The organism is Streptomyces sp. NPDC000134, assembly GCF_042899225.1.
Classification (GTDB): Bacteria; Actinomycetota; Actinomycetes; order Streptomycetales; family Streptomycetaceae; genus Streptomyces.
In genome coordinates, this window is record NZ_JBIAZN010000009.1 from 215327 (window position 1) to 231892 (window position 16566).

12 protein-coding genes are annotated in these 16566 nt (G+C 74.7%); 6 read left to right on the plus strand and 6 right to left on the minus strand.

Annotated elements, in window-relative coordinates:
* Positions 1-12: 12 nt before the first annotated feature.
* Positions 13-1794, minus strand: coding sequence for a serine hydrolase (locus ACFY32_RS15920; RefSeq protein WP_390674474.1), 1782 nt, complete (start codon positions 1792-1794; stop codon positions 13-15).
* Between the two features lie 233 nt (positions 1795-2027).
* Between ACFY32_RS15920 and ACFY32_RS15925 the strand changes: the two genes are divergently transcribed.
* The 4 genes from ACFY32_RS15925 to ACFY32_RS15940 all read left to right on the plus strand — a co-directional run bounded on the left by ACFY32_RS15925 (position 2028) and on the right by ACFY32_RS15940 (position 5456).
* Positions 2028-3527, plus strand: a complete 1500-nt coding sequence (locus tag ACFY32_RS15925) for an acyl-CoA synthetase (RefSeq protein WP_390674475.1) — start codon at positions 2028-2030, stop codon at positions 3525-3527.
* An 84-nt stretch (positions 3528-3611) separates the two neighbouring features.
* The gene (locus tag ACFY32_RS15930) at positions 3612-3854 is read left to right on the plus strand and encodes a DUF397 domain-containing protein (RefSeq protein WP_390674476.1); all 243 of its coding nucleotides are present in this window, start codon (positions 3612-3614) and stop codon (positions 3852-3854) included.
* 148 nt (positions 3855-4002) lie between these two features.
* Entirely contained in the window at positions 4003-4908 is a 906-nt protein-coding gene (locus ACFY32_RS15935; protein ID WP_390674477.1) for a universal stress protein, read from the plus strand.
* Positions 4909-4958: 50 nt separating this feature from the next.
* On the plus strand, positions 4959-5456 hold the full coding sequence (locus ACFY32_RS15940; RefSeq protein WP_359199229.1) for a hypothetical protein: 498 nt from the start codon (positions 4959-4961) through the stop codon (positions 5454-5456).
* A gap of 10 nt (positions 5457-5466) precedes the next feature.
* Here ACFY32_RS15940 and ACFY32_RS15945 read toward each other — a convergent pair whose 3' ends face one another.
* Both ACFY32_RS15945 and ACFY32_RS15950 read right to left on the minus strand, forming a co-directional pair.
* A complete protein-coding gene (locus ACFY32_RS15945) occupies positions 5467-7467 on the minus strand; it encodes an N-acetylmuramoyl-L-alanine amidase (protein WP_390674478.1) in 2001 nt (666 codons plus the stop codon).
* Between the two features lie 207 nt (positions 7468-7674).
* On the minus strand, positions 7675-8814 hold the full coding sequence (locus ACFY32_RS15950; RefSeq protein WP_359199226.1) for an aminoglycoside phosphotransferase family protein: 1140 nt from the start codon (positions 8812-8814) through the stop codon (positions 7675-7677).
* A 258-nt stretch (positions 8815-9072) separates the two neighbouring features.
* On the opposite strand from ACFY32_RS15950, the gene ACFY32_RS15955 reads away from it, so the two are divergent.
* Positions 9073-10569: a hypothetical protein gene (locus ACFY32_RS15955; RefSeq protein ID WP_359199223.1), complete on the plus strand. Its 1497-nt coding sequence runs from the start codon at positions 9073-9075 to the stop codon at positions 10567-10569.
* 17 nt (positions 10570-10586) lie between these two features.
* On the opposite strand, the gene ACFY32_RS15960 is transcribed toward ACFY32_RS15955, so the two are convergent.
* The 3 genes from ACFY32_RS15960 to ACFY32_RS15970 all read right to left on the minus strand — a co-directional run bounded on the left by ACFY32_RS15960 (position 10587) and on the right by ACFY32_RS15970 (position 14402).
* Positions 10587-11918: a PAS domain-containing protein gene (locus ACFY32_RS15960; protein ID WP_390674479.1), complete on the minus strand. Its 1332-nt coding sequence runs from the start codon at positions 11916-11918 to the stop codon at positions 10587-10589.
* Positions 11919-12166: 248 nt separating this feature from the next.
* On the minus strand, positions 12167-13189 hold the full coding sequence (locus ACFY32_RS15965; protein WP_359199217.1) for a Gfo/Idh/MocA family oxidoreductase: 1023 nt from the start codon (positions 13187-13189) through the stop codon (positions 12167-12169).
* A gap of 118 nt (positions 13190-13307) precedes the next feature.
* Entirely contained in the window at positions 13308-14402 is a 1095-nt protein-coding gene (locus ACFY32_RS15970) for a chemotaxis protein (protein WP_359199214.1), read from the minus strand.
* Positions 14403-14723: 321 nt separating this feature from the next.
* On the opposite strand from ACFY32_RS15970, the gene asnB reads away from it, so the two are divergent.
* Complete coding sequence (gene asnB / locus ACFY32_RS15975; RefSeq protein ID WP_359199211.1) at positions 14724-16565, plus strand: asparagine synthase (glutamine-hydrolyzing); 1842 nt, start codon at positions 14724-14726, stop codon at positions 16563-16565.
* Position 16566 lies beyond the last annotated feature (1 nt).

Below are 16566 nucleotides of genomic sequence, written 5' to 3' on the forward strand. Positions count from 1 at the left end.
GACGGCCCCGCCTCAGTCGGCCGACCGCGTCCACCCCACCGCCTCGATCCGGGCCGCGTCCGCGCGGCGGGCCTCGTCGAACAGGACGCCGTCGGCCGACTCGGCGCGCAGCGCGTCCACGTACGCCCCGCGGCCCACGTACAGCCGGTCGGTCGTGTACCGCCAGCGCAGGGCGAGCCCCCGGGCGGCCGGGAGGGCGGCGGTCAGCCGGTGCCAGAGGCGGCCGGAGAAGCCGCTGACCGAACCCGCCGGACGCTCCTGGGGCGCCGCTCCCGGCCGGGAGACCGTGAACGGCACCGGCTGCCAGGTCGCGCCGCCGTCGCCGGTGGCCTCCAGGACCAGGGCGTCCGCGCCCGGCTCGGTGTCCCACCACAGCGCGCAGCGCAGTTGGGCACCGCCCGCCGAGGTGTCCAGCGCGGGCAGGGTGAGCGTCGCCGTCGCCGCGCTCGCCATCCCCGAGAACCACGCGGTGCGTCCGCGTGCGGGCCGGACCGGCACCGCCCGCGCCAGATCGTTGGCCGCCGCCACCCGGGGCGCCGAACCGGACCGCCAGGTGCGCACCGGATGCACGGAGTTGCCCAGCACCACCAGGAACGAGTCGGTGGTCGGGTCGAGCACCAGCGAGGTGCCCGTGAAGCCGGTGTGCCCGGCGGTGCGCGGGGTGGCCATCGCGCCCATGTACCAGTGCTGGTACAGCTCGAAGCCGAGGCCGTGCTCGTCGCCGGGGAAGGCGGTGTTGAAGTCGGTGAACATCAGCTCCACCGACTCCGGCCGCAGGACCCGCGCCCGGCCGTACCGGCCGCCGTTGAGCAGGGTGCGGCCGAGGACCGCGAGGTCCCAGGCGTCGGAGAACACCCCCGCGTGCCCCGCCACCCCGCCCAGGCTGAAGGCGTTCTCGTCGTGCACCTCGCCCCACACCAGGCCCCGGTCCAGCCCGGACCAGGGGGCGCGGGCGTCCTCGGTGGCCGCGATCGACGGCCGCCAGGAGGCGGGCGGGTTGTAGCGGGTGCGGCGCAGCCCGAGCGGGCCGGTGATCTCCTCGCGCAGCAGGGTGTCCAGGGCGCGGCCGGTGAGGTGCTCCAGGACCAACTGGAGCGAGATCAGGTTCAGGTCGGAGTAGAGGTAGGCGGTGCCCGGCGGACTGACCGGGGCCTCGTCGTAGATCCGCCGCACCTTCTCCTCGTACGTCGGCGAGGTGTAGAGCGGGACCCAGGCCCGGAACCCCGAGGTGTGCGTCAGGAGCTGACGGATCGTCACTTCCTGTTTGCCCGCCCGCCCGAACTCCGGCAGGTACGAGGCGACCGCCGCCTCCAGGTCCAGCCTGCCCCGCTCGATCTGCTGGACGGCGAGGAGCGAGGTGAACAGCTTGGACACCGACGCCAGGTCGAACACCGTCCCCCTGGTCATCGGGATCTGCTCGGCCGCCGGGAACTCGACACCGGTGTCCGTCGTCTCGTCGTACGCCCGGTAGCGCACCGCCATGCCGATCGGCTCGTGCAGCGCGACCGTGCCGCCCCGCCCGGCGAGCAGCACCGCCCCCGCGTACCACGAGTGCCGGGGGGACGGCCCGAGGAACGCCTCGGCGTCGGTGACCAGGCGCCGCAGATGCTCCGGGAGCAGCCCGGCCCGCTCGGCCGGGCCGTGCCGCAGGGTGGTCCGCCGGACCCCTGGGGCGACGGCCGCGGCGGGCCCGGCCGCGAACGGGCCGATCGTCAGCGCCCCGCCCAACGCCAGCGCGCCCGCGCCCAGTTGCCGCCGGGTGAGTCCGCCCGTGTGCTGTTCGCCCGTCGCCATCGAGGAGCCTCCTTCGGGAGCGGTCGAGCGTACCAACCGGTATCAGCCGTGTCAGTGCCATGACACCGACCGTTCCTGACCGGTCGTCAAGGGACCGGACACGTCGTGACCGCCGTGACCGGGACCGTACGCGTCCTGACCGGCCGCGACCCGGGCCGTGCGCGCCTTGACCCGCCGTGACCGGCACCGTACGCGTCTTGACCCGCCGCCGTCCCCGGCCGAGGATCACCGTCATGACGCCCGGACACGGCAGCACCGTCGACGGAGTGCTGCGCCGCAGCGCCCGCCGGACCCCCGCGCGGACCGCCCTGAAATTCGGCGACCGCACCTGGACGTACCAGGAACTCGACACCGCCGTCTCCCGCGCGGCGGGCGTGCTGCGCGCCGAGGGACTCGCCCCCGGCGACCGGGTCGGCGCCTACGGCCACAACTCCGACGCCTACCTGATCGCCTTCCTCGCCTGCGCCCGCGCCGGCCTGGTCCATGTCCCGGTCAACCAGAACCTCACCGGCGACGACCTCGCGTACCTGGTCGGCCAGTCCGGCAGCGCGCTGGTCCTCACCGACCCCGCCCTCGCCGGCCGGCTCCCGGCCGGCGTACCCGCCCTGCCGCTGCGCGACGCCGACGGCTGCCTCCTGGACCGGCTGGCCACCGCGCCCGCCTTCGACGGCCCGGAACCCGGCTCCGAGGACCTGGTGCAGCTCCTCTACACCTCCGGCACCACCGCGCTGCCCAAGGGCGCGATGATGACCCACCGGGCCCTGGTGCACGAGTACCTCAGCGCCATCACCGCCCTCGACCTGCGCGCCGGGGACCGCCCCGCGCACGCGCTGCCGCTCTACCACTCCGCGCAGACGCACGTCTTCCTGCTGCCCTACCTCGCCGTCGGCGCCACCAACGTCCTCCTGGAGGCTCCCGACGCCGACCGCCTCCTGGATCTGATCGAGGCCGGCCGGGTGGACAGCCTGTTCGCGCCGCCCACCGTGTGGATCGGCCTCGCGGGCCGCCCCGACTTCGCCACCAGGGACCTCGGCGGCCTGCGCAAGGCGTACTACGGGGCGTCGGTGATGCCCGTGCCCGTCCTGGAGAAGCTGCGCGCCCGCCTCCCCGGGCTCGCCTTCTACAACTGCTTCGGACAGAGCGAGATCGGCCCCCTCGCCACCGTCCTCGGCCCCGACGAGCACGAGGGCCGGCTGGACTCCTGCGGCCGGCCCGTGCTCTTCGTCGACGCCCGGGTGGTCGACGAGGACGGCCAGGACGTGCCCGACGGCACCCCCGGCGAGATCGTCTACCGCTCCCCGCAACTGTGCGAGGGCTACTGGGACAAGCCCGAGGAGACCGCCGCGGCCTTCCGCGACGGCTGGTTCCGCTCCGGCGACCTCGCGGTGCGCGACCCGGACGGCTACTTCACGATCGTCGACCGGGTCAAGGACGTCATCAACTCCGGCGGCGTCCTGGTCGCCTCCCGCCAGGTCGAGGACGCCCTCTACACCCATCCCGGCGTCGCCGAGGCCGCCGTGATCGGGCTGCCCGACCCACGCTGGATCGAGGCGGTCACCGCCGTCGTCGTCCGGCGCGGCGAGGTGACGGAGGCCGAACTGCTCGCGCACGCCCGCGAACGGCTCCCCGCCTTCAAGGCGCCCAAGCGCGTCCTGTTCGCCGACGCGCTGCCCCGCAACGCCAGCGGCAAGATCCTCAAGCGGGAGCTGCGGAACCGCTTCGCCACCGCCTGAAAGGTCCGCGCCGCGCGGCCTGTCCGCGCCCCGGGCCGATCGCTAGGCTGGCCCGCGGACGACGCGATCGGGAGGAGCACGGACGTGGCCGAGACCACCACCCACCAGCGCCCGCCGAGGGGCTGGGACAAGCCGGAGTTGGATCTGAGCGACGCGCACTGGCAGTCCAGCAGCGGAGGTCTGGGGGATGTGCAGATCGCCTTCGTCGAGGGCTTCATCGCCATGCGCAACGGAACCCGCCCGGAGAGCCCTTCCCTGATCTTCACCCCCGCCGAATGGGGCGCCTTCGTCTCGGGAGCGCGCGGCGGCGAGTTCGACCTCACCTGACCGCGGCCCGCCGCCCGCGGCGGACCGGCCGAACCGGCGGAGTTCCCCGGCGATTTTCCGGACACGCGGCCCCGGGCACCCGCCCGGGGCCGGCGCCTGAGCGAGGCTGGCGCCCGGAGGGGGGACGCACTCCGGAAGGTGAGAACCCATGAGCACCCTGCCGGTCGTCGCCGCGGTGGACGGTTCGGACGACAGCCTGCGCGCCCTGGACCGGGCGCGGGACGCCGCCCTCGGGCGCGCGGCACCCCTGCGGGTGGCGCACGTACGGCAGTACGCCGTGTGGGGCCGGCCCGACATCATCGCCGTCGCCCCGCCCGACCCGGACGAGGACCCGGTCCTCGACGCCGCCCGCGCCCACCTCCGGGCCGGCGGCGAACCGCCCGGCACCGAGTACCTGACCGTCGAGGGCTTCCCCGGCGCGGTCCTGCCCGAACTCTCCGCCGACGCCCAGCTCCTGGTCCTCGGCTCCCGGGGCCGCGGCGGCTTCGCCACCCTGGTGCTCGGCTCCACCTCCCTGGCCGCCGCCCGCGACGCCGAGTGCCCCGTCGTCGTCGTACCGCGTCCCGGACGCGAGGTGCCCGGCGGGGCGGTTCCGCCCGAGCCCGGCCCCCGCGTGGTCGTCGGCCTGCACGTCGACAGCCCCGACGACGCCACCCTCGCCTTCGCCTTCGCCGAGGCCGAGCCGCGTGGCGCCCGCGTCCAGGCCGTCGCCGCCTACCCGTGGCCGGTGCCGGCCTGGACCGCCCCCGGCCAGGTCGTGCCGCCGGTGATCGACGAGGCCGCCGTGGAGAGCGAGACCCGGGTCCTCGCCGAGGGCTTCCTCGCCCCGTACCGCGAACGGCACCCCGGCGTCCGGGCCGAGCCGCACGTGGTCCCCGGCGACGCCGCCGGCAACCTGGTCGCCGCCTCCCGCGACGCCGACCTCGTGGTCGTCGGCCGGCACCGGCGGCGCCTGCTGGCACCGGCCCGCATGCTGGGCTCGGTCACCCACGCGGTACTGCTGCACGCGGCGGCCCCCGTCGCGGTCGTCCCGCCGTCCCCGCCGCGGGAGTGAGACACCGGTCGCACACCGTCCGGGGGGCGCGGCCACGTACCATGGGCGGCATGTCGTTCCTCCGCCGCCGCAGTGCCACCCCCGCCGGGCCCGACTTCGACGTACTGGCCATGGACCCGGGCGACTGGCCCGGCAATCTGGGCGCCGGCCTGCTGCCCGCCCCCGACGGCACCTGCCAGGGCGTCTTCCTGCGGTACGACCTGTTCGGCGGGCGCGGCCCCGCCATGATCATCGGGAACCTGCCCGTGGGCTCCCCGGCCCGCGAGGTGCCCGAGGGACAGGTCCCCTTCGAGGTCGCCCAACTGCTGCTGGCCCTGGAGAACGACGAGGAGGTCACCGTCGTCGGCACCGAGGACACCCCGGTGATGCAGGGCGACAACCTGCTGATCGTGCGCCGCCTCAAGCTCTCCGAGAGCCGCATCTCCTGTGTGCAGTTCGACCGCAGCGACCAGGTCCTGGTCACCATCGCCGCCTGGGACCGCCCCATCACCGACGACCTGTACGCCCTGCTGAAGCCGCTCCCGGCGGAGCTTTTCCAGCAGGGCTGACGACAGGCCCTCAGCCGACGGTCTCCACGTCGGCGGCGCGGACGAACGCCACGCGGTGCCCGTACTGGATCTCGTAGTACCGGTCCCGGCCCCTGACCACCCGGTGCGACTCCTCGTCGTAGGTCACCGCGTAGTAGTACTCGCCGGGGACCTCGTCACCCACCACGTACGCCTGACCCGCGGGCAGCCGGTACGGCAGCGGGGACACCGACTGGACGGGCACCCCGGCCGGATAGGCCGCCGCCTCCGGGTACGCCCTCCCGTACACCGGGGCGCTCGCCAGACCGTCCCGGGGCGTCACCAGCCTGCCCTTGGCGGGCACGGCCGCCGGCCGCTCGGGCGGGTCGCGGAACCACGCCTTCTGCCCCAGGTACCAGATGGCCGTCCACTCGCCCCACCGGTCGGCGACCGCGAACTGCTGGCCGGTGGAGACCCGGGACGACAGGTCGTTGACGCCGGTACCGGGAGTCGTGCCCAGGCCGGTGTCCCGGATCAGCGGCGCCTCCTCGTCGTGGTCGGAGTACAGCCGCACCTCGCCGGAACCGTGCGCCGGGCACGGCACGCCGGCGCTCGCGCACCCGGTGTAGACCGGCCGGTTCGACGCGTAATCGGGGCGGATGGTGACCACGTCCGCGTGCTTCCCGGCGGTCGGGTGGAAGGGGCGGCCCAGCAGCCGGAAGTAGTGCGCCCAGTCCCAGTACGGGCCCGGGTCGGTGTGCATGCCGGGGACGGCGGACGCGGTCGGTCCGGGCACGTTGTCGTGGCCCAGGATGTGCTGCCGGTCCAGCGGGATGCCGTACTTCTTCGCCAGGTACTTCACCAGCCTCGCCGACGAGCGGTACATCGCCTCCGTGTACCAGGCGTCCGGATCGGCGAGGAAGCCCTCGTGCTCCAGGCCGACCGAGCCCGCGTTGACGTACCAGTTGCCCGCGTGCCAGGCCACGTCCTTGGTCTTCACGTGCTGGGCGATGTGGCCGTCGGTGGAGCGCAGGGAGTAGTTCCAGGACACGTAGGTGGGGTCCTGGACCAGGTTCAGGACACCGTCCCAGGTGCCCTCCGTGTCGTGCACGACGATGTACCGGACGGGCTGGGAGGCGGGCCGGTCGGCCCGGTCGTGGTTGCCGTAGTCGCCGTCCCCGAACTCCTCGTACGGCGCCGGCACCCACTCGCAGGACACCGTCGGCGGGCACTCGGTGCCGGCCGCCTCGGCGGACCGGAGCCCCGTCCGCGCCAACAGGTCTCTCTCGGGCGCCACTTCGGGGCTCGCGGGCAGGGTGACGCGCTGCCCGCCGTCCGTGGTGCGCCGCTCACCGGCGCGGATCACGGCGTACACGTCGTCGGCGTAGGCCGCCGCCGTCGCGGTGTCGTCGGCGCCGGAGAACCGGGCCACCGCCCCGTACCAGTCCGCCGGGTCGGTGCTCGCCGGCCCGCCCAGTCGCCGCTGCGCGTCGGCGAGCAGCGCGGCGCCGCCGGCCACGTTGGCGGCCGGGTCGGTGCGCAGCGCCTCGGGGCTCAGCCCGGTCAGTTCGGCCGCCCTCGGCAGCGTCGACAGCCGGGCCGGTACGGCGGCGGGCTCCGCCGGCCGGGGCTCCGGGCGCGGCGCGGGGCGGGCGTCGTCGCCGCGCGGGTCCTCGGCGCCCTCGTCGTGGTGCGAGGACGCGCGGGCCAGGGCGGTGCGGGCGTCGGTGAGGTGCATCGGGCCGTAGCCGCCGGTCACGCTCGGCGCGCCGCCGTGCGTGTCCCAGCGGGACTGGAGGTAGGAGACGCCCAGCAGCACGCTGCGCGGGACGTGGTACTCGGCCGCCGCCGCGGCGAAGGCCCGCTGGAGCCGGTCGGGGGCGGGCGCGGCGCCGGCGGGCCGCGCGGGGGAGGGGGCGGCGCCGAGCAGCGGCAGCAGCAGCGCCGCCGCGGCGACGGCGGTGGCCGTGGCACGCGGGCGTATGCCGCCGGGGGAGCCGGTGGCGGATGAGGAGTCGGTGGCGGACGGTGGGCCGGGGACGGAACCTCGCAATGCGGCCTCCTGGGACGACGGGGTGTGTCGGGGCGGCCGGGGCCGGGTGTCCGTCAGTGGTACCCGCCGGTCCGACGTTCCGTCAATCATCCAGCCGGGATGCGGGGATGACGCCAGTGGCGTACGCCAATGGTGCGAGGGGGACGCGGGCACGCGGCAGAGGTCCGCGGCGCGCCACGCCGGGCGCTCCGCGGACCTCCGTCCCCCTCAGCGGGTGCCGACCGCCGCGCGCACCGCCCGGCGGGCCAACTGGCAGTCGTCGTGCAGCCGCCGCAGCAGCAGCCGCTGCTCCTCGCCGGACGGCGCGGCACCCGGTTGGGCCGGACCCGGTGCCGTCGGGGCCGTGTCGCGCATCGAACGCTGCACGGCCGTCTCGTACGTACGGATCTCGCGGGTCAGGACCAGCATCAGGTTCACCAGGAACGCGTCCCGCGAGGCCGGGCCCGCCGACTGGGCGAGCTGGCTGATCTGGCGCCGGGCCCCGGGCGCGTCCCCGAGCACCGTCCAGAGCGTCGCCAGGTCGTACCCCGGCAGGTACCAGCCCGCGTGCTCCCAGTCGACCAGCACCGGTCCGGCCGGTGACATCAGGATGTTGGACAGCAGGGCGTCGCCGTGGCAGAACTGGCCCATGCCCTGGCGTCCGGCCGCGTGGGCGATGCCGTGCAGCAGCTTCTGCAGGTCGCCCAGGTCCCGGTCGGTGAGCAGGCCCAGCTCGTGGTAGCGGGAGATGCGCGCCGCGTAGTCCAGCGGGGCGTCGAAGGTGCCCGCCGGGGGCCGCCAGGCGTTGAGCCGGCAGATGGCGCCGAGCGCGGCCCTGATGTCCGCGTGCGGCGGCGTCTGGAGGGGGTGGCGCAGCAGGGCCGCCACCCGCCCCGGCATCCGCTCGATGACGAGTGTGCAGTGGTCCGGGTCCGCCGCGATCAGCCTCGGCACCCGCACCGGCGGGCGCTGCCGGACGAACGAGCGGTAGGCCGCTATCTCGTGCCGACTGCGCTCCGCCCACGCGGGGGAGTGGTCCAGCAGGCACTTGGCCACGGCGGTGGCGCGCCCGGTCGTCCCGACCAGCAGCACCGACCGCCCGGTGCGGCGCAGCACCTGCACCGGAGCGAACTCCGGGCAGATCCGGTGCACCGCGGCGATCGCCGTACGCAACTGGGTGCCCTGCGGGCCGGACACGTCGATCCTCCCGCTCAGCGGTGGGCCGCCCGGCGCCGGAACGCGCCGTGTCCTGCCCGCCCCGAGCACGGGAGACGCCGGACGCGCGGGGGCGAGGTAGGGTCCGCTCCCCGCGGGGCGGGGGTACGGCGTGCGGGTGGGGACGGACACGGAGGTCGATGCTGCGTACATGGGCGAGACAAATCCCTTCGCGTACCTGCTGTGCCTGCCTGAGCCGTCGGTCGGTCAGCGATCGCGCCGCCCGCCCGGCCGCCGCGGACCACCCTGGGGAGTGCCCTCACGGTGACCGGGTCGGGGTGGCGCGTTCCTACTCGACACCCGTCCGGCCCTGGCACACCATCTGGCGCACCCTGGCGGACCCTGGCGAATAGTCGCTCGGCATGCCCGGCGGGACTACTGTCAACTCAGCCGAGAACCTGGGGGCTTGACGTGAGCGGACGACCCAACACCCGGCTCGCGGACCTGTTCGGTTTGGCCAACTGGTCCAAGGGCGAACTCGCGAGGCTGGTCAACCGGCAGGCGGCGGCCATGGGCCATCCCCAACTGTCGACCGACACCTCCCGGGTGCGGCGGTGGATCGACATGGGAGAGATCCCGCGCGATCCGGTGCCGCGGGTGCTGGCGGCCCTGTTCACCGAGCGTCTCGGCCGTGTCGTGACCATGGAGGACCTCGGTCTGGTCCGGCACGGGCGCCCGGGGAAGAAGACACGCGACGGGAGTCAGGAACATCCCGACGGCGTGCCGTGGGCGCCCGAGCGGACCGCCGAGGTCCTCACCGAATTCACGGGAATGGACCTTATGCTCAACCGACGCGGCTTGGTGGGCGCGGGCGCCGCGCTCGCCGCGGGCTCCGCCCTCAGCAACGCCATGCATGACTGGCTGCACACCGACCCGGTGCTGGCCGCCGACGCTCCCGACCTCCACGATCCCCTGCGCGTCGCCGACCCGGCCGGGTTCGACCGCTACGAGGCCGCCCCCATCGGGTGGCAGGAGATCGAGGCACTGGAGCGCTCGGTCGGGGTGTTCCGCGCCTGGGACGCCGCCCGCGGCGGCGGGCTCCAGCGCAAGGCCGTGGTGGGCCAGCTCAACGAGGTGGGCGGCATGCTCGCCTACCGCCACCCTCCCCATATCCAGCAGCGCCTGTGGGGCGTCGCCGCCAACCTCGCGGTCCTCGCGGGCTGGATGTCCCACGACGTGGGTTTGGAACCCACGGCCCAGAAGTACTTCCTCATCGCCGCCCACGCCGCCCGCGAGGGCGGTGACCGGCCCCGGGCCGGCGAGGCGCTCTCCCGGGCGGCCCGGCAGATGGTGCACCTCGGGCGGCCCGACGACGCGCTGGACCTGATGAAGCTGGCCACCTCAGGCGCGGGCGACCGACTGCTGCCGCGCACCCAGGCGATGTTCCACACCATCGAGGCATGGGCCCTGGCCGCCATGGGCAAGGGCCAGGCCATGCGCCGCACCCTCGGACAGGCCGAGGACCTGTTCGTCTCCGACCGCGACGACACGGAACCGCCGGACTGGATGCAGCTCTTCACCGACGAGGACCTGTACGGCATGACGGCCCTCGCCTACCGCACGCTGGCCGAGTTCGACCCGGGCGCGGCGACGCACGCCCAGTACTACGCCGGCAAGGCACTGGACCTGCGGACCGACGCCCGGGAACGGTCGAAGATCTTCGACCATCTCTCCATGGCCTCGGCCTGCTTCATCGCCGACGATCCCGAACAGGCGGACCGGTACGCGCGGCTGGCCCTGAGGTCGATGGGCTCGAACTCCTCCCACCGCACCTGGGACCGGCTGCGCCAGATGTACCGGCTGACCACGCGGTACGCGGGCTGTCCGAAGATCCAGGAGCTGCGGGAGGAGATCGAGCTGGCGCTGCCGAAGGGAAGGGGGAAGTCCGCCGGCAGTGCCCAGGCGTAGCGCCCGGCCCGCCTCGATCACGGCAGCACCCGGGCGGCCAGCACACAGGTGTCGTCCCCGAGCCCGGCGCACTCCCGCGTCACCATCCGCACTGCCTCCTGCGCCGAGCGCGCCCCGGCCAGGTGCGGGGCCAGGGCGAGGAGCCGGTGCGTGGCGGCCGGTGCGCCGGTGTGCAGCAGCAGCAGATCGCCGGGCCGGAGGGTCTCCTCGGCCCGGGTGTCGAGTGCCTGGGTGTCGAGTGCCTGGGTGTCGAGTGCCTGGGTGTCGAGTGCCTGGGCGTCGAGTGTCCGGGTGTCGAGTGCCTGGGCGTCGCGTGTCCGGGTGCCGAGCCGGCGCCCCGTCCCGTCGCGGAACAGCAGCGGGGCGGGGTGTCCGGTGTGCGCCCAGGCCAGGGCGCGGGTGCCGGCCCGGTAGGTGCAGCACACGGTGTCGGCGAGGGCGAGCCGGCCGAGCATCGCCCCGGGCCGGGTGCCCGCCATGGCCAGGCCGCGCAGGGTGCCGATGAGCAGCGCGGTCTCCGGCGGTCCGCCGGGGCGGGACCCGGCGCCGAGGAGGACCTCGCCGCGGGCGGTCTCGCAGGCGTCGTACCAGACCGTGCCGGGGCGGTCGGGGAAGGCCGGGCCGGGGAAGCGGGCGGCGGCCAGGTCCAGGCCGGCCGTACGGGGGAGCGGCGTCGGCTCCGGCCCGGTCGCCCGGGGGCGGGCGCGGATCGCCTCCCGGGTCGCGGCCACCGCCCGCTGGCTGCGGCGCAGTTCGCTGACATCGCGCAGGACCGCCCACATCGAGGCGGTGCTGCCGTCGGCGTCGAGCACGGGTTCGCCCATCATGTGCACCGTGCGTACGGTGCCGTCGGGGTGGACGACGCGGAACTCGTCGTCGATCGGCCGAGCGTCGACGAGACAGCCGGTGACCATCGCGGTCAGCTTCGGCCGGTCCTCGTCCAGCACCAGGGAGGGGAGTTCGTCGAGGGTGAGCGGCGGGGCGCCGGGATCGCGGCCGAGAATCCGGTACAGCTCCTCGGACCAGTCGGCGGCGTCCGTCAGCAGGTTCCACTCGGCGCTGCCGACCCGGCTGAGCAGCGGTCCGGACGGGCGCGCGCACCCGGCACCCGGCGGCGGACCCTCCCGTAACTGCGCGAGGTGCCCGTCCAGGTCGTCCAGTTGATGCAACGCCAGGTCGTACAGGGCGCGCTGCCAGCGTCCGTGCGGGCCCGCCGCGTCGCGCGGGGTGCCCCGTCGTACGGCGTCCACATCCCCCTTGAGCCGCCGCGCCTGCGTGATCAGAGACTCGACCGCGCGGCGGCCGGACGGCGGCACGGCGGGGTGGTCCGCGGAGAGGGGGGACGGCATGACGCGCTCCGGTGTGCAGACGGTTGGACCGGGACGGGACCGCGGCGGACGGGAGGACCGCTATGACTGTGGCACAGCCCGCGAGGCCCTGTAAGCGATTCGGCAACACCCGATCGGGCGGTGCCTCCGGCATATGCCACAGTCCCCGAAGGATGTCTCGCGAGGTCACGAGTCAACGGAAGGATGCGGGAGTTGGCTGAGGCGAACATATGTCCCGGAACGGGTCGTGTGTTCATCGTGCAGATGTTCTAGTGCGGCTCGGAGTACAGCGCCGGACGCGGGGCCAGGTCGACCGCCGTGCGGGCGCCGGACTCCAGGGCGCGCACCCCCGCCTCGGCGACCGCGGAGGCCGCGTAGCCGTCCCAGGCGCTCGGTCCGGTGACCCGGCCGCCGCGGGCGGCCTCGACCCACGCCCGCACCTCGCGGTCGTAGGCGTCCGCGAACCGCAGCAGGTAGTCCCCCGGCACCTCCTCGCGGGCGCCGCCCGCCGCCGTCACGACCATGGTGTGGTCCTCGCCGATCCGGGCGCTGCCCGCCTCGCAGACGGCCTCGCAGCGGACCTGGTAGCCGAAGCCGCAGTTGACGAAGACCTCCACGTCGACCAGGGCGCCCCGGTCGGTCTCGAAGACCACGAACTGCGGGTCGGCCAGGCCCGCGGGCGCGCCGGCGGACGGCCGCGGCCGGTGCACGGTCACCGCCTCGATCTCGTGCCCGAGCAGCCAGCGGGCCGCGTCGATCTCGTGCGACACGGAGCTGTCGATCAGCATCGCGGAGGTGAAGTGCGGGGGAGAGGAGACGTTGCGGTGGGTGCAGTGCAGCAGCAGCGGCCGGCCCAGGCGCCCGCCGTCCAGCAACGACTTCAGCCGCCCGTACTCGGTGTCGTAGCGCCGCATGAACCCGACCTGGGTCAGCCGCCGGCCCAGCCCCGCCTCGGCCTCCACCACCCGCAGCGCGCCCGCCGGGTCGGGCACCATCGGCTTCTCGCACAGCACCGGCAGCCCCCGCGCGAACGCGGCGAGCAGCGCCTCCTCGTGCGCCTCGCCGGGCGAGGCGATCAGCACCGCCTCGACGCCGGGCACGGCGAGCGCGGCCTCGGCGTCGGTACGGACCGTCACGCCCGCGCGCCCGGCGACGGCCTCCTCGGCCCGCGCGGCGTCGGGGTCGGCGACGGCGATCACCCTGGCGCCGCTCACCACCCGGTCCAGCCGTCGTATGTGATCGGCGCCCATGTGCCCCGCGCCGAGGACCGCCACGCCCAGCAACTGACTCACGTTCCGTCGGCTCCTTCCCCGGCCCGCCGTGCGTGCGCGGACACCGGGAACAGCGTTCCACGGCCGTCAAGGGGCACGTGGGGCGCCCGGCCGTCGAGGGGCCCGCCGGGCGCCCCGGTCAGTACCGCAGCACTCCCGCGATGCCGTCGGCGTCCCGCAGCGTGCCGTCCGGTACGAAGCGGACCTCGGCGCCGGTCTCCAGGCACCGCTCCACGATCTCGTCGACGATGTCCTCGCGGGCGTCGAGGTCGCCGCTGACCGCCGGTTCCAGGTGGTCGCCGGCGTCCACCACCGTCACCCGGTAGTTCTCCTCGACGGCCAGCAGCCGGACCCGGCCCGCTCGGGCGCCCTGCCAGAGTTCGTCGACGCCGGCCGCGTACTCCCGGCGTCCGCGCGCCGCCTCCAGTTCGCCGGTCACCGCGTCGGCGGCGCGCCGCGCCTCGGCGGCGAGCAGCGGCTGGACCGCCTGCCACACCGCCTCGGGCGTGCCCTGCGCCAGGCCGCCGTGCGGCACGTGCACCGCGCCCCGGGCGGCGTCCCCGGCCTGCCGCAGCAGGGACAGGGCGGCCTTGTGCCCGGTGACGTAGAGCGGGCGCGGCGCCGCGCGCAGGACCCGGACCATCGCCGCGTCGGCCTCGCGCAGGAACTGCCGGGTCCCCTCGTCCCGGAAGGCGCTCGGCGTGTCGCCGACGCGCTCCTGGCGCTCGGGGTCGAAGTCCACGGGGGGCCGCAGCAGCGGGAAGCCGCCGGTGTGCGCCTCGGTGACCCGGCCGGCGCCGCCGTTCCACAGGGTGACGCGGTCGGCGGCGACCGACAGCACCCAGAAGGGCTGCTCGGCGGTGTACGCGGCGACCAGATTGCGGGTGAGGAAGGTGTCCGAGAGCACCACCCGCTCGGGCACGGTCCGCGCCAGGGTCCACACTTGGTGCTCGCCGGGGGCGGCGAAGATCGCCAGCCCGTCCTCCGCGTACGTCAGGTCGACCTCGGCGACGGCCCGGTCCAACTGGTCGAGCACGTCGGCGCGCCGGTCCCGGGCGACCGCGGGGTCGTCCGCGAGCCGTCTGCGGGCCTCGGCGACCGCGTTGCGCAGCCGCACCGGGTCCTGGGTGCTGGCGGGTCCGCGGCGGTGGGTCGGCGTCAGCACCGACACGGCCGGATAGGGGCGGGGGCGCCGGAGGTCGGCGAGGGCGTCGGGGCTCAGGTCGTGCTCCATGCCAGCACGATAGGCCGGATACACGTATCGGGCATTCCGAATATCCCGGACGGGGTTGGAGGAGTTTTTGCCCGTGGCCGGAACCTCGCGCCCGAGAGCGCTTCCGGCGGGCCGTGTGGGTATCGCGAGCGCAAAGAGTGGCCGAAACGGTGAGGGTCCTTGTGTCCGCCAGGTTACGGCCGCATTGACCTTCTGGGCTGTCGTCGCGCACGCTCAAGATGTAGATGGCTATTGCAACTTGTTCGGCCGGTCGGTCGCTCGCACCAGCAAAAGCGCAGCTCGGCACGGGCGCCCCGGCGGAACCGCACGCAGGAGGTAGGCATGTGCGGAATCACCGGCTGGGTCTCCTTCGACCGCGATCTGCGCGGTGAGAAGGCGGCGTTGGATGCGATGACCGAGACGATGGCCTGCCGCGGACCGGACGACCGCGGCGTCTGGGCCGAGGGCCCCGCCGCGCTCGGCCACCGCAGGCTCGCCATCATCGACCTGCCCGGCGGCCGGCAGCCGATGACCGCCGACACCCCCGAGGGCACGGTCGCGCTCGTCTACTCCGGCGAGACCTACAACTTCACCGAGCTGCGCCGCGAACTCACCGGCCGCGGCCACCGGTTCACCACCGGCTCCGACACCGAGGTCGTCCTGCGCGGCTACCTGGAGTGGGGCGACGCGCTCGCCGAACGTCTCAACGGCATGTACGCCTTCGCCGTCTGGGACGGCCGCGCGGACCGGCTCGTGATGGTCCGCGACCGCATGGGCATCAAGCCCTTCTACCACTACCCGACCGCCGACGGCGTCCTCTTCGGCTCCGAGCCCAAGGCGATCCTCGCCAACCCGCTCGCCCGCCGCCGGGTCCGGCTCGACGGGCTGCGCGAACTCTTCACCATGATCAAGACGCCGGGCCACGCCGTCTGGGACGGCATGCGCGAGGTCGAGCCGGGCACCGTCGTCACCGTCGACCGCTCCGGGCTGCGGGTGCGCCGCTACTGGGAGCTGCCGGCCCGGCCGCACACCGACGACCGCGACACCACCGTCGCCCGGGTCCGCTCGCTCCTCGACGACATCGTGCGCCGCCAGTTGGTCGCCGACGTGCCCCGCTGCACCCTGCTCTCCGGCGGCCTCGACTCCTCCGCGATGACCGCGCTGGCCGCCCGGCAACTGGCCGAGCGGGGCGAGAAGGTGCGCAGCTTCGCCGTGGACTTCGCCGGGCAGACGGAGAACTTCGTCGCCGACGAACTGCGCGGCACCCCCGACACGCCCTTCGTGCACGACGTGGCCCGCACCGCCGGCACCGACCACCAGGACATCGTGCTGGACGCCCAGGCCCTCGCCGACCCCGAGATCCGCGCCAGGGTCATCCGGGCCCGCGACCTGCCCGCCGGCCTCGGCGACATGGACAGCTCCCTCTACCTGCTCTTCCGGGCCGTCCGCGAGCACTCCACCGTCGCCCTGTCCGGCGAGTCCGCCGACGAGGTCTTCGGCGGCTACCTCCAGTTCTTCGACGAGGAGGCCCGCACCGCCGACGCCTTCCCCTGGCTGGTCACCATGGGCCGCCACCTCGGCGAGGACACCGACGTGCTGCGCCCCGACCTCACCCGCGCCCTGGACCTGCCCGGGTACGTCGCCGACGGCTACCGCGACGCCGTCGCGGGCCTGGAGCGGCCCGAGGGCGAGAGCGACGCCGAGTACCGGATGCGGCGGATGTCCTACCTCCACCTCACCCGCTTCGTCCGCATCCTGCTCGACCGCAAGGACCGCGCCAGCATGGCCGTCGGCCTGGAGGTCCGCGTCCCGTTCTGCGACCACCGGCTCGTCGAGTACGTCTACAACGCGCCCTGGGCGCTGAAGTCCTTCGACGGCCGGGAGAAGACCCTGCTGCGCGAGGCCACCGCCGACGTCCTGCCCAGGTCCGTGTACGACCGGGTCAAGAGCCCCTACCCGTCGACCCAGGACCCCAAGTACGCGGCGGCCCTCCAGGACCAGGCCCGCGACCTGCTGGCCCGCCCCGGCCACCCGGTCTTCGACCTCGTCGACCGCGACCGGCTGCGCACCGCGGCCGGCCGGGAGACGCCGGTCAGCACCCAGGCCGGCCGGCGCGGCCTGGAACGCGCCCTCGACCTCGCGCTCTGGCTGGACCTGTACCGGCCCGAGATCGCGCTGGACTGAC